At 67.0% G+C, this 13,190-nt stretch carries 13 protein-coding genes and 2 pseudogenes; 11 read left to right on the top strand and 4 right to left on the bottom strand.

The window, feature by feature from the left end:
• The 3 genes and pseudogenes from EXE46_RS04595 to EXE46_RS04585 form a co-directional block, all read right to left on the bottom strand.
• Positions 1-108: transposase (locus EXE46_RS04595; protein ID WP_137687312.1), on the bottom strand; the 108-nt coding region annotated here is incomplete at its 3' end.
• Between the two features lie 92 nt (positions 109-200).
• Positions 201-456, bottom strand: a pseudogene (locus tag EXE46_RS17355) (RNA-guided endonuclease TnpB family protein); the annotation flags it as partial.
• Positions 457-690: 234 nt separating this feature from the next.
• A complete protein-coding gene (locus tag EXE46_RS04585; RefSeq protein WP_137687311.1) occupies positions 691-1,029 on the bottom strand; it encodes a helix-turn-helix domain-containing protein in 339 nt (112 codons plus the stop codon).
• Between the two features lie 185 nt (positions 1,030-1,214).
• On the opposite strand from EXE46_RS04585, the gene EXE46_RS04580 reads away from it, so the two are divergent.
• The 4 genes from EXE46_RS04580 to EXE46_RS04565 all read left to right on the top strand — a co-directional run bounded on the left by EXE46_RS04580 (position 1,215) and on the right by EXE46_RS04565 (position 4,089).
• Positions 1,215-1,553: a hypothetical protein gene (locus EXE46_RS04580; protein ID WP_017343752.1), complete on the top strand. Its 339-nt coding sequence runs from the start codon at positions 1,215-1,217 to the stop codon at positions 1,551-1,553.
• A 345-nt stretch (positions 1,554-1,898) separates the two neighbouring features.
• Entirely contained in the window at positions 1,899-2,531 is a 633-nt protein-coding gene (locus EXE46_RS04575; RefSeq protein ID WP_137687310.1) for an archaellin/type IV pilin N-terminal domain-containing protein, read from the top strand.
• A gap of 2 nt (positions 2,532-2,533) precedes the next feature.
• Positions 2,534-3,262, top strand: a complete 729-nt coding sequence (locus EXE46_RS04570; RefSeq protein ID WP_137687309.1) for an archaellin/type IV pilin N-terminal domain-containing protein — start codon at positions 2,534-2,536, stop codon at positions 3,260-3,262.
• A gap of 83 nt (positions 3,263-3,345) precedes the next feature.
• Positions 3,346-4,089, top strand: coding sequence for a hypothetical protein (locus EXE46_RS04565; protein ID WP_137687308.1), 744 nt, complete (start codon positions 3,346-3,348; stop codon positions 4,087-4,089).
• An 801-nt stretch (positions 4,090-4,890) separates the two neighbouring features.
• Here the strand turns inward: EXE46_RS04565 and EXE46_RS04560 are convergent.
• Positions 4,891-5,337 carry a zinc ribbon domain-containing protein gene (locus EXE46_RS04560; RefSeq protein WP_137687307.1) on the bottom strand — a complete coding sequence of 149 codons (447 nt, stop codon included), beginning with the start codon at positions 5,335-5,337 and terminating at the stop codon, positions 4,891-4,893.
• A 213-nt stretch (positions 5,338-5,550) separates the two neighbouring features.
• Between EXE46_RS04560 and EXE46_RS04555 the strand changes: the two are divergent.
• The 7 genes and pseudogenes from EXE46_RS04555 (at position 5,551) to EXE46_RS04525 (ending at position 13,188) form a co-directional block, all read left to right on the top strand.
• A pseudogene (locus tag EXE46_RS04555) lies at positions 5,551-7,893 on the top strand (BGTF surface domain-containing protein).
• A gap of 167 nt (positions 7,894-8,060) precedes the next feature.
• On the top strand, positions 8,061-8,417 hold the full coding sequence (gene cheY / locus EXE46_RS04550; protein WP_004597560.1) for a chemotaxis protein CheY: 357 nt from the start codon (positions 8,061-8,063) through the stop codon (positions 8,415-8,417).
• Positions 8,417-9,607: a chemotaxis protein CheC gene (locus EXE46_RS04545; protein ID WP_137687306.1), complete on the top strand. Its 1,191-nt coding sequence runs from the start codon at positions 8,417-8,419 to the stop codon at positions 9,605-9,607. Before cheY ends, EXE46_RS04545 begins: the two co-directional genes overlap by 1 nt.
• Positions 9,604-10,185, top strand: coding sequence for a chemotaxis protein CheD (locus EXE46_RS04540; protein ID WP_137687305.1), 582 nt, complete (start codon positions 9,604-9,606; stop codon positions 10,183-10,185). Before EXE46_RS04545 ends, EXE46_RS04540 begins: the two co-directional genes overlap by 4 nt.
• A gap of 152 nt (positions 10,186-10,337) precedes the next feature.
• The gene (locus EXE46_RS04535) at positions 10,338-12,236 is read left to right on the top strand and encodes a FlaD/FlaE family flagellar protein (protein WP_137687304.1); all 1,899 of its coding nucleotides are present in this window, start codon (positions 10,338-10,340) and stop codon (positions 12,234-12,236) included.
• Complete coding sequence (locus tag EXE46_RS04530; protein ID WP_137687303.1) at positions 12,226-12,699, top strand: flagellin; 474 nt, start codon at positions 12,226-12,228, stop codon at positions 12,697-12,699. Before EXE46_RS04535 ends, EXE46_RS04530 begins: the two co-directional genes overlap by 11 nt.
• On the top strand, positions 12,700-13,188 hold the full coding sequence (locus EXE46_RS04525; RefSeq protein WP_137687302.1) for a flagellar protein G: 489 nt from the start codon (positions 12,700-12,702) through the stop codon (positions 13,186-13,188).
• The last annotated feature ends 2 nt before the right edge of the window (positions 13,189-13,190 follow it).

Here is a 13,190-nt window from a genome sequence, read left to right as displayed (position 1 = left end):
CACAGATTCGCCACGGCAGCGCGGGCAATAGACGCCGTCGCGCCAGCGAACCTGTTCCAGCAGGTTCGCGGCGCGACGCTCCGAGACGAACGTCTTGATAGGGAACATCGTTCGTCGGGTGACGCGGCCGCGTCACCCTTGCCTGCTGTGACTTCCAGCTACTGCTGAGAACTGACCAACAATCCTCTACCCAAGAGCGCGACGCTTTGTACAGCGTCGACGGCCTTGTTGCGAGCGTTCTGGACGAGATTCGCGTGTAATCGCGTCTGCTCGCGTACCTCGTCATAGGTTTCCTCCTGTAGCTGAGCCTTGCTCGTGGTCTTGTATTCGCCCTGCCATGCGTGGTCGACGACGTAGTTGGCGGCCCACAGAAAACTCATCGACTGTTTCGCGGAGAAGTGCGGCGTCGTCACTATTCACATCGAGTTTGACCGGGACAGTGCGCCGCACCTCCATACGTCAAACGTGTTCCTAGTGATTTATTAACGCTGGGAGGACTGACGGCAACAATTCGTGGAATATGGCGGGGTTGTCGACTTCCTCTCCGGCCTCAAGGAGCGAATGAGTAGGCCGGAGGCTCAGCCTCGAATACGCTGACCCGGACAGAACGCAGGGAGGAGAGACCGAAAAACGACTCGGTAGAACGGACCGAGAGCTGCCAACAGAGCGGCAGAGAAGAGTTGTGGGACGCTACTCCCGCGAGGAGAGGTCGCGCCAGACGTCGTCGAGCCGGTTTTTCACCGCAGAGCGCTCCTCAACCTCAACGGAGAGGCCGTCGCGGAAGTCGACCTCCACCCCGTCCACTTTCCGGCGGTACACCTTCACCCGTCGGTGTTCGTCCGAGAGCGGGCGGTCGTGTAGCTCGAGGAGGTCCGCCTCCTCCAGTTCGTTGATCCGCCGGTAACACGTCGCGATCGGGACGTCGAGCTGATCGCTGAGGTCCTGCGCCGACTTCGCGTCGCCTGTCGCCGTCAGGATGTCCGTGTTGTATTTGTTACCGAGTACGGTGATCAGATCGTCCCCCACCATTCACGTTATCGATATTGATTTTTATCGTTTATAATGGTACCGGTGATTGTCTCGATCAGCGAACGGCTCGATCCGACGGCTGGGACGGGGACCTCGACCGCTTCGACGGCCCGACCCTCGAATCGTGTTATCGCCGCTGATACCCGCCACCGTGGGTTTATCACCGGTGTTCGAGCAGACTGGGTATGGAGCTCATCGAGGGATTGTACCTGATGACGACCACCGTGCTGGCCGGTGCCAGCGCGACGCTCGTTGCGTTCGCCGTCGCGGCGTATCGGTCCTCCGGCCGCACGGCGATGGCGTACCTGGCGGTCGGCTTCGGACTCGTCGTCGTCGCGGCGGTCGCGACACCCGCGGCCGCCTTCCGGACGGGATTCGGGAACGCAGAGGCGCTGCTGTTAGTCAACACCGGGCTGTTGGCGGCGTCGATGGCGCTCGTCGCCGGGAGCCTCGCCGTCTACGAGCCGGGGACGCAGGAGTTCGTGATCCCCGAATCGGAGCTGTCGCGCCTGCGCGATCGGTGAAAAACGGCACGCGAACTCTCAATCTAGCGTTCGGGAACTACAGTACCGGATCTCTTCCGTCGTCGACGCTCGACGGCTCTCGTTCTCTTCGACCGACGGGCGACTTCGCGTTTAGCTCCCGCTCTGCGGTCGCGTTCCCATCGCTCTACGACAGATCCAGAACTGATACTCTCGCCGCGAAATCGTTGATAAGTTCTGTAACTAAAACACTGTAAACAACCGTAAAAACGCAAGAAGGCAGTTGTTTATCAGTCCGGATAACTAGGGACGTGATCTTAAGTAGGAATTCCCCATCGTCATCGATAACGCCCGCCGGGCAGGCCGGGGGCCGACGCAACACAACCAATGTTCGAAGCAATCACGGACGAGGAACAACGCGGTCAAGTGGGGATCGGGACCCTCATCGTGTTCATCGCGATGGTGCTGGTGGCGGCGATCGCCGCCGGCGTTCTGATCAACACGGCCGGATTCCTCCAGACGCAGGCGGAAGCAACGGGCGAAGAGAGTACAGCGCAAGTCTCTGACCGGCTCCAGATCGTGAGCCAGTCAGGGAACGTGACCGATCTCAACGTCACCGGCAACGGTGATGAGCGCGCTATCGACAAGCTCCAGATCACGGTCGCGCAGTCCCCCGGCGCCGGCAACATCGACCTCTCCGAAGTGAGTGTCGAGCTAATCGGAACCGGCGGACAGGTTTCCGGCACGCTCAATCAGACCAACAACATCGATATCTTCACCGATGACGTCGAAGACGCGGTCGTTCTGACTGACAGCGGCGATCGAGCAGAGATCACGCTGAATCTCAACGGGACGGCGCCGAATGACGACTTCACGTACAATGATGATGTCGCCGACGGTGGGCTTGAGGCTGGTGGTAGCCTCTCGGTAACGTTCACGACGGCGTCCGGTGCGACGACCAGCACCGAACTCCGCGTTCCGACGACGCTGACTGAAGAACAGACCTCGGTGAGGCTGTAACAATGTTCGAATTCATCACCAACAGCGAAGACCGCGGTCAGGTCGGTATCGGTACGCTCATCGTGTTCATCGCGATGGTGCTGGTGGCGGCGATCGCCGCCGGCGTCCTGATCAACACGGCGGGCTTCCTGCAGTCGCAGGCAGAGGCCACGGGCCAGGAGAGTACGGACCTCGTCTCCGAGCGGATCGACGTGTCCAGCGAGGTCGGTATCGTCGGTAACGCGAGCTCAGGCGAACTCGAGTCGATCCGGATTGCTGTCTCCGGTGCTGCCGGCTCTGATCAGATCGACCTCTCTGAGACGACCATTCAGGCGGTCGGTCCGAACGGACAGGCGAACCTCGTGTTCACCGAGCAAGCGGCCGACGGGACTCCCCTAGTCTCCAGTAACAACGCGAGCCAGCTCAACGCGAGCACGTTCGCGGTCCAGAACAGCACCAACGCGTGGGTCACCGGTGACAATGCCGTCCTGAACGGTGAGGAGGACTACACTATCGTCGTTAACCCCGGCGCACAGCCGTTCGGTGAACTGCTCGCAGAGAACAGTACCGATGGCGTGTACAACGGCAGTACTGACACCTACAATTACGCCCATCTCGAGGATAACGTAGATGGCTTCGGCCAGAGTGACTCCTCGTCGCTCGAAATCGTCTCGCCCGCGTCGGCGACGACGGCCGTCGAACTCAACTCGCCTGACCTCTACAGCGAGGACGGCGAAGCGGTCCGGCTCTAACGAGCTTCGAACAGCGCAGTAACAACCATCGCGGCGGCCAGCCCGCCGGAACACCTATTTTACGGCGCGCGCTACCACGACCCATGAGTGACCACAATCTCCCGGCGAGCGATCCGGACGCGACGCCGGCCGATCCGGACGAGCTCGACTTCACCGACGACGAGAACGTCGTCGAGATCGGGCAGGGTCGCTACGTCGTCGGGACGAACGGTCGCCCCAACGTCGGCCGCGGACGCGGAGAGCGTCGCGCGCAGATCGAGGACGACTCGGGGTTCACGACCGCCGACCCGGCGAACCCCGACGAGCGACGCCCCGCCGGCGACGACCCCCGAGCGAGCGCGGCCGGTCCCGGCGTCGGCGAACGCGGCCACCCACAGGGCGGACGGCCTTCGGACGGGCGCTCACCCGGCGGGGGCCAACCGCCGCCGAACGGCGCGCAGGGACAGCAGCGGACCCAGCCCACAGGAAACGCCGTCGACCGGCAGTCGGTGAGCCGCTGGCTGGCGAACTCCTTCGACGACGACGGGTTCGCGTACGGCATCGACGCGACCCTCCACGCGAACGGCGACACCACCCGACAGCGAATGGTGTCGAACGACGTGACGGCGACGTTCGACACGCTCATCTCGTGGTTCGCGTCGAACGCCGGGCCGAACTCGCCGACCCCGGAAGCGATCGGCCTGCTGCTGGCCGCCTCCGAGACGACCGTCGACATCCCGCCGGTCATGATAAAGCGCTTCGCGGCGAGTCAGGGGCTCTCCGCGAGCGACAGCATCGGCGACTTGGTGCGCGCCGCTGAAGAGGAAGGCGGCTTCCGGATCGAGTAAGCGGTCCGGGCGCGACTCGCGACTCGTTCTCCGGTCCGCGCGTCGAGCCCACGGAGCTGACAGCGCCACTACGGTGATTTTCGGGACGAGAACCGCTTAGAACCCGAAATCGCGACGTGTTACACCGAGCCGATCCCGCCGCAGTTCTACCCGTCGAAACGAGTGTCACGGCCGCGTCACGTCTGATCGCCTCGCCGCGAGAGAGGAGTGTGCTTTTGACCGCGTGAATCTCATCATCACAAACCCCGGAAATCGCCAGCCGAGCGAGGGACTCGGCATTTGCGGTCGCAGCCTCAGGGGGGTTGCCCGCTTGCTGTGGAGTCCGTACACGTCACCTACATAAAACGTCAGATCCGCTCGAACACCCCCGGTGTTCCCGGGTTGTTTTGGTGGAACGGATTCAAATACTCAGTACTCGGATATTTATCGCCGGTGGTTGGCGCGCCCCGTCTCATCCATCAGATACTGAGTGCCCCACGCTCGCGCGGTGTGCCGGCGGATTTCACCGGGGGTGCGATTCGGGTGCGCGCTCGTTCGCCGGCCCCTTCTCGGAGCCGGAGGGGCGTGACACACGTTTGGACACCGACCTACTGCGGCGGGACAAACGGGTGTAACTTGCGGCGCAGTCACTCGGTTTTCCACCTTTCACGCCGAGACCGTTAGGTGGGCACATCGTGCGGTCTGTTGTGCCGTCGACGCCTCGTCGGCGACGCGAGTTCTCGATTAACCAACAGCGCTCTGCCGCGCCACCGAGTGTTGGTTAAACACGTCGCATCACGGTAATCGTCACACGCCGCACGGTCACAACAGCGCGAACAGCGCGACGCCGATCAGTGCGAAGACCGCGTAGATCCCCGCCATCACCTCCCGTTTCAGGGGGCTGCCGAGCGGTTCGGCGGTGAGCCGCCGGACCGGCGGTAAGATTGCGAGCCCGGCGAGGATCAGCGGCCACGACTCCGGCGCCGGCACCCGCGTGAGCGCGACGACGACCGTCCCGTATCCGAGGACGTACGACCCCCGTCGCCAGAGCTGCTCGCGGTCGGTCAGATCCTCGGTGGACGGGAACGCGTCGCTCCCGCCCGACCCGCCGCCTTCGGATCCGCCGCCGGACCCCGCGACCTGCTCCGCCTGCCGCTGGACGTACTCGTCTAACTCCTCGGCCGCGTCCTCCGTCTGCGGGGCGCCACACTGCGCGCAGTAGCGTGAGTCGTCGTCGACCGGTGCGTCACAGCGGGGACACGATGGCATACTGCCGTGATTCGGGACGCGGCCGGGCTTAATTCTTCGGACCGAGGGACCCGCTCACGTCGGGCGATTCTCTCGCAAAGGCCCGATTCGCCGCGCTCCCGTTACAGACCCTGATAATCGGGTGGGTACGCTTTAGTCGGTGAGCGGTCGAGTCGTCGTCAACAGACTGCGGGCCGTCTCTCGGTCCGCCCCCGTGAACACCTCCACGTGACGATGGAACACGACGACACGACCGACACGCGCTCCGGACACTCGACGCCGACCGCCGGCGACGGAACAGCCGATCCCGACGAGAGCCGTCGATTCGGTCCCACCGTCGGGCTGTCCGCGTTTCAGGTCGCAGTGATCGGACTCACCCTTCTCGTCGCGCTCGCCGGCGTCGCCGCGACCGCTCCGGCCGCGGCGGGACTCTCATCGCTGGCGTCTCCCTCGCCCGCTGCCGGTCCGACGGGGCCCGCCGCGGTCGAAGCGACCAGTGCGGCCGGTCCGGCGGAGCGTCCGGAGATCAGCGGCGGGTTCTCGCGTGCGACGTACACCGCCGTCGCGGGCGACCCGGTCGAGATTCGACACGCCTTCGACAACCCGAACGGGCCGGCGTACCTGCTCATCGGTGGGAACTGACTCACCGATACGGGCCAGTCGGTCGGGTTCGTGGACGTGGTCAAGATCACCGGCTCAGCGACGACGATCAACACGCGAACGATCGGGACCGACGCGACCAACGTGGACAGTTGCGCGAACACGACCTGCGACTTGGAGTTCCGCGACGAGAACGGGAACCTCGTCGCCGAGAACCTCTCCGAACTCGCGGGCGCGACCGGCGCCCGCGGACTCGCTCGCCCGCTGGTCCCGCAGCGCTACCGGCTCGCGATCACCAACGGGACCTTCGTCGTGGACGATTCGGGCGTGGTGACGCCGACCGAGGTCGCGGATCAGGCCGACCTCGTGTTAGAGAAGCCGACGCTCCACGACGAGGTCGAAGTGTTCACCAGCATCGACCCGAGCGCCCTCGACGAGGAGCCCGAGACCGAATCGCTCGCGGCCCTCCGGAAGAACGGCCTTGACCGCACCGCGGTGACGAAGGGGAACCGAGTCGTCCTCGGATTCGAGTCGACCGGCATCTGGGGCGCGCTGTCGCACTTCGCGGCGGAGAACTCCGCGGGGCCGCTGGAGTCGGGACAGACGGTCGACACCGAGGTGCTGACCGATCTGCTGGAGGAGGAGGACGGCGTGTCGCTCCGGGTCCGACAGACCAACCCCGGCCGGAACGAACCGGCCGCCGAACTCGACCTGTCGCGCGCCGACCCGGAGGACGTCACGCTCCTCATGGCCGACGCGACCGAGTTGGAGGCCCCCGACGCGCCCGGGCGCTTCTATCTCGTGATCGACACGAGCGACGGCGACCACTTCACCGAGCCCGTGGAGGCGGGCGACGAGTTCGCGGTCGAGTTCGCGCTCGAAGGGGCCGAGGGACAGCGGTACGCCTTCGCCGACGACACGGAGCCGCCGACGGCGTTCGAGGCGGCCGACGGCGCCTCGGGGCAGTTCCCGTACTGGGAGACGAGTGACGAGTCAGTGCGCGCCGAGGCGTCGTTCACCGTCGCGGAACGGTACCTCCGGTACGACGCCGTCACCGACGACGGCGAGATCCTCGTCGAGGCCGAGAACGGCCGAATCACGGGAACCACGTCGCTGCTGCCGGTGCGCGAGCTGTCGGCGACGCTCGTGAACGACGCGTCCGACGCCCCCTTCCGCACCGAGTCGCCGCTCGAGATCTCGAACGGTAACTTCACGATCGACGCCGGCCTCGACGGCGTCTCGCCCGGGACCCGTCTGAACTACGAGCTGTACGAGGGGGCCACGCTCCGCGACAGTCGGACGGTCGTGGTCGTCGGCGACACCGACAACCCGGACCGGTTGGTGATCGACGACGCCCCGGAGAACGTCACGGTCACCGAAGATCAGAACCTCTCGTCGATCCGGGTCACCGCACGCAACACGGGCGGGCTCGCCGGGGAGGGGGAACTCACCCTCGGCGTCGACAACGGCAGCGCGACCGGCTCGTGAGGGGTACGCCTCGCGCCGAACGAGTCCCGGACGTTCGACTTCGGCTCCGTGACGGCCGACCTCGACCCCGGAACCCATCCGTTCACGCTGAGCCTCGACGACGACACCCACAGCGGCACTCTCGTCGTCGAGGGCGATCCGGCGAAGACGACGCTCGATGACGACGGGGGCGAGACTGCTGACGGTGCGGACAACGGAACTGACACCGACGGAAGCGGAAACGGTACGGACGCGAGCGGAAACGGGACCGACGACGGCGCGGGATCCGACTCACCCGACGACGGCACCGGATCGGACTCGGACGGCGAGTCGAACTCGACAGATGACTCCGACGGCGAGGGAGGGTCGGACGACACGACGGGTGACGACGCTCCCGCGGACGATTCGGCCGACGACGTGGGACTGATCCCGCTCCCGTTCGGCACGCGTGAGGCCTTCGGCGGCACGGTCCTCGTCGGCGCCGTCCATCTCCTCGGCCACTGGGTGTGACACCACCGCGGTGTGGCCACCGTGAACACTTCTTGGCGTCCGGGACGACCGGGCGCGACTGTCGTTTCGAGCGTGCGGCCGTTTCCACGCCGTCCGTCCGTGAGTTCTCAACCGTGAGAACCGCGGGGGAGCGATTAAGTGATCGCTGTGCCCCCCTTGAGATAACAATGGCTACGCGGGTGCTCATCGCCGACGACTCGGAGTTCATGCGGAACCTCCTCCGGGAGATCCTCGAAGGGGAGTTCGAGATCGTCGGCGAGGCGGAGAACGGCGTGGAGGCGGTCAACATGTACGAAGAACACGGGCCCGACCTCGTGATGATGGACATCGTGATGCCGATCCGCGACGGGATCGAGGCGACGACGGAGATCTTAGAGGAGAATCCCGACGCGACCGTGATCATGTGTACCAGCGTCGGGCAGGAGGAGAAGATGAAGGCGGCGATCAAGGCTGGCGCGGAGGGGTACATCACGAAGCCGTTCCAGAAGCCGAATGTGCTCGACGCCATCGGATCGGCGGTATAATGCGCGTCGACGTCCGCGCGCTCGGCGCCTGTAACCGCCTCGCGGAGCAGGGGGCGAAACAGGCCGCGGGCGCGCTCTCGGACCTGACCGGGACCGACCTCGCGGTGGAGGTGACGGGCGCGAGCGTCGCCAGCGGCGAGGATCTCGCGGAGTCGTTCGCCGGTCGGGAGTCGATCGGCGTGAGCGTCGGTCTCCGCGGCGGCCTCGACGGCGAGGCGGTCCTCGCGTTCGACGCCGCCAACGCCGACGCGCTGCTCTCGCTTCTGCCCGGCGGGCAGTCGATGAAGCGGAGCGCGGTGACCGAGGTCGGCAACATCGCGCTCGGCGGCTTCCTCGACGGCTGGGCGAACTACCTCGGTAAGGCGATCGACATGTCCCCACCGCGGTACTTCGAGGCGGACGGCGCCGCGGTGCTGCCGGACGGCGCGCTCGCGGGCGACGGCGTGTTCCTCTTCGAGAGCCGACTGGACGCGACGACGACGGACCTCGACTTCTCGATCTACATGCTGCCCGATTCGGGCCCCTTCCGCGACCTCATCGTCGGCAAGACCGCGCCCGCCGCGGCGGCCGGCGGCGAGGCGAACGGCGGCACGTCGAGCACGGCGGTGCCGTACGAGTCGCTGTCGACGTTCTCCTCGCTGGCGAAGAAGGGGTCGGCGAACGCCGCCGACAACATCGCGATGATGACCGGGCTGGAGACGAGCGTCGACGTGAGTCGGCTCCGGTTCGTCCCGCTCGCGGACGTGCCGGCGGAGGTCGGGGACGAGCCGCACGCGGGCACGGTGTTCGAGCTTCAGGGCGAGCCGAGCGGGTACCTCGCGATCCTCTTCGAGGAGTCCTCGGCGGCGGCCGTCGCGGACGCGATGCTCCCGATGGAGACGGACGAACCGCTGGGCGAGATGGCGCAGAACGCGCTCTGCGAGCTCGGCAACGTGATGACGAGCGGGTTCATCGACGGGTGGGCGAACGTGCTCGGCACGTCGATCACCCACTCGCCGCCGGAGTTCGTCCACGACATCGGCGCGTCGACGATCAGCCCGCTCGTCGCGAAGCTGAGCGAGCGGCAGGATTACGGGTTCGTGATCGACACCGCCATCGAGACCGAGGGGATCCAAGCGCGCTGTGACGTGTACGCGCTCCCCGACGAGCGCGAACTGGCCCGGGCGCTCGACCGCCTCTCCGAGCCGTGACCCGCTCGCTCTCCGACGACCGGCCGGACGACCCGGCGGAGCGAACGGAGAGCGACGCGGTCGCCGACGCGGAGCCCGCCGCCGTCACCGGTGGTGCGGTCCCCGACGATCCCGGTCGGATCAAGGTCGGCGTGGGCGAACTCGCGGTCACCACCGACGACGCGGTTCTGACGACCAGTGGGCTCGGCTCCTGCGTCGCGGTCGCGCTCGTCGACGAGCGGGCGGGGGTCCGCGGTCTCCTCCACGCCATGCTGCCCGCGGGCGAGGGACGGACGACCGCGGTTTCTCGGCCTGCGAAGTACGTCGACACCGGTATCGACACGCTGATCGGAGCGCTCGACGACGCCGGCGCGGACCCTCGTCGACTTACGGCGAGAGTCGCCGGCGGCGCCGAGATGCTCGATCTCACCGACGCGGTCGGCCCGCGGAACGTCGAGCGCGTCTGGGAGGTGCTCGACGCCGCGGGAGTCACTGTCGCCGCCAGCGACGTCGGCGACGCGGTAGGCCGGACGGTCCGGTTCGGTCCGGGCGGTCGGCTCGTCGTCCGTGCCGCGGACGGTTTCGAACGGACGATCTGACGGGCGATCGCCCCCGGATATCCCGACTCTATTCCGCCGCTTTCCCAGCGTTTCGAGGCCGAAAGCGGCCGTATCACTCTCCGTGACGTGCCTTCTCACCGTTGATATTTTGAGGGGTGAATTGAAGTGGGTTCTGCGGGTCGTACACGGTAATGGGCCTCGAACTACCGGTGTGGGGAGCTCCAACCGCCGCCTGGGCAGTCGCCACGCTGGGGCTCGTCGGTGCGAGCGTCCTCGACAGGTTCCTCGACGACGACGGTTCCGACGACGACGGTTCCGGAGGTATGGACGGCGACGACGATCCCTTCGGCGGCGACATGGGCGGCGGAGGGATGGGCGGTGGCGGCGGTATGGGCGGTGGCGGCGGCGGCGGAGACGGCTTCGACGACTTCGACGGGATGGACGAGTGGGACGACGAGTTCGACGACGGTGGCGGGGGCGGCGGTGGAGGCGGCGCGGCCACCGACGAGCTCGAAAACCGGCTCGACGAGCTCGAAAACGAGGTCGCGTCGCTCTCCTCGACCGTCTCGACGGTTCGCTCGGAGAACGAGGAGATCTCGAACGCCGTCGACGACATTGAGGAAGACGTTCGTAACCTCCTCGACATCTACGAGATGGTCACCCGCGGGATCAACCCGTTCGTCGACGACTCCGGCGGCTTCGACAGCGTCGCCGGCGGCGGCGAGGGGTCGTTCGGAATCTTCGACGACGAGGAGGGCAGCGAGGAGGAGGACCTCGACGAGGACGTCGCGAACGCGGACGCTGACGGCTTCTTCGACGACGACCTCCTCGACGAGGAAACGGGAGACGACGGGTTCGACGACGAACTCGACGACGCCGATGACGACGACGAGTTCGACGACATCGACGGTGACGACGGGTTCGACGACTTCGACGAGGAGTTCGACGAACTGGACGAAGACAGCACGGACGACGCCGCGTCCGAGACCGAAACGGCGGACGACGGAGACGACATGAACGACGATGGAAAGAGTTTCAGCGAACTGAAAGAAGAGTACGACTCCGGGGAGGCCGACTGGGCCGACGAGGGCGACGACGCCGCGGACGACGACCCGTTCGACGACGGGGACGACTCGTTCGACGACCCCGGCGACGAAACCGACTCGTTTGACGGCGCCGACGACGGCTTCGGCGACGACCTCGGCGGCCCCGACGACGGCGTCGACTTCGACGAGCCTGCGGACCCCGATCCGGCGGGGGCGACCGACCCCGATCCGGCGGGCGGCGCCGAGCCGGACCCTCAGCCCGACCGTCGGCCCGGCGGCGACCCCGCCGAGGCGTCCGGCGGCTTCGAGTACGTCGGGGAAGACGACCTCTCGGGGAGCGACGGTCGCGGCAAGCCGTACCTCACCGAACTCCCCGGCGACTACGTCGGCGACCTCCTCGTGATGGAGTGGCTGGAGTTCCTCGTCTCCGAGAGCGACGTCACCGACGCGGTGCGCGCCATCAACTACTACGAGCGGATCGAGTGGATCGGTCCCGACGCCGCGGCGCGGCTCCGGGACTTCCTCTCCGGGTTCGGCACGATCGACCGCAACCTCGTCGACCGGCCGGGGACCGACCGACTCGTCCGCGAACACCACACCCGCAGCCTCCGGTACGTGACCCAGCTCAACGGCACCAGCAGCCACACGGTGCTTCTGGACCGCTGGGACGACCTCGCGGGCGGTTCGCTCGTCGGCGGGGCGCCGGTGAACGGTCGCCGCGGCGGCCGACCGAACTCCGGCCGCGGAGCCCGGAACGGTCGCGACGCTCACGGCGGGCGGGCCGATCGCCCGGCCCCCGAGCGGAACGGCCACGAGGACTCCGGCCGCCGGGACGCGCCCGCCGAACGCGAGCGACGGACGAACGGCGCGGACCGCGACGCGACGGAGCGCGACGACGCGACGACCGAGGCGGACGCGGACCGACGCGACGGTCACCGCGACGACCGGCGCGACCGGAACGGTTCCACGCGACCGATGAACGACCCGAATCCCCGTTCCGACCGCGCCGATCCGGCCGACGGAGGGTGGGGAGATGGGCGTTAGCGTCTCCGCGTCCACGGCCATCATCGTCGCGGGGCTGTTCTTCGCGTTCACGACGTTTTACCCCGTGGCGGCCAACGGACTCGACAGGGTGTCCGACGCCCAACACGGCGTCAACGAGCGCGCCCTCGAACGGCAGAACACTGACTTTTCGGTGACGAACGCGACGTACGACACCGCGACGTCGACGCTCACCGTCAACGCCACCAACGAGGGGTCGATCGGCCTCGTCGCCGCCGACGCGACGCTCGTGGTCGGCAACGAGTACGTCGACGTGGGCGGAGCGAACGCGTCCACCACGGTCGACGGCGACGCCGACACCGCGCTCTGGCTCGGCGACGAGACGCTGACCATCGAGGTCGCACAGGGCGACACGACCACGACGATAGGGGAGGGCACGCGGGTCGTCCTCGTCGTCGAGTCCGGCGTCCGCGACGCCGCGACCGTGACCGAGGTGAGCGCGTAGATGGCCAGCGTCCCCGTCTCGCACCTCATTCTGTTCATCGCCAGCTTGGTGATCGCCGCGGGCGTCGTCGGCACTATCACGACCGGCGTCGACCGCGTGAGCGCGGCCGTCGACGACGCCGGCCTCGACGCCACCGAACAGCTCCGGACCGACGTGACGATCATCTCGGACCCCAGCGCGGGGGTGTACAACGCGACCAGCGAGAACGTGACGCTGCTGATAAAGAACACCGGCACGTATCGGTTGGCGCCCGACGGCTCCGACCTCGACGTCGTCTTCGACGGCGCGTACGTCCGCCCGAGCGCGCTCTCCGGAGAGCTCGTCTCCGCGGACGGCGCGAACGCGTGGAGTCGCGGCGACGTGCTCCGGCTCACTATCGACGCCAACGAGATCGAGGGGTCGGGCGGGCTCGCCGACGGCGACCACCGGCTGTTCCTCTCGGTGAACGGCGACGAGGAGCTGTTCCAGTTCCGCGTGGAGGGGGGGTAACT

The organism is Halorubrum sp. GN11_10-6_MGM (genome assembly GCF_005435165.1).
In the GTDB taxonomy this organism is placed as follows: domain Archaea; phylum Halobacteriota; class Halobacteria; order Halobacteriales; family Haloferacaceae; genus Halorubrum.
The sequence above is the reverse complement of the archived record's forward strand: the minus strand, read 5'-3'. Positions and strand labels throughout refer to the sequence as shown.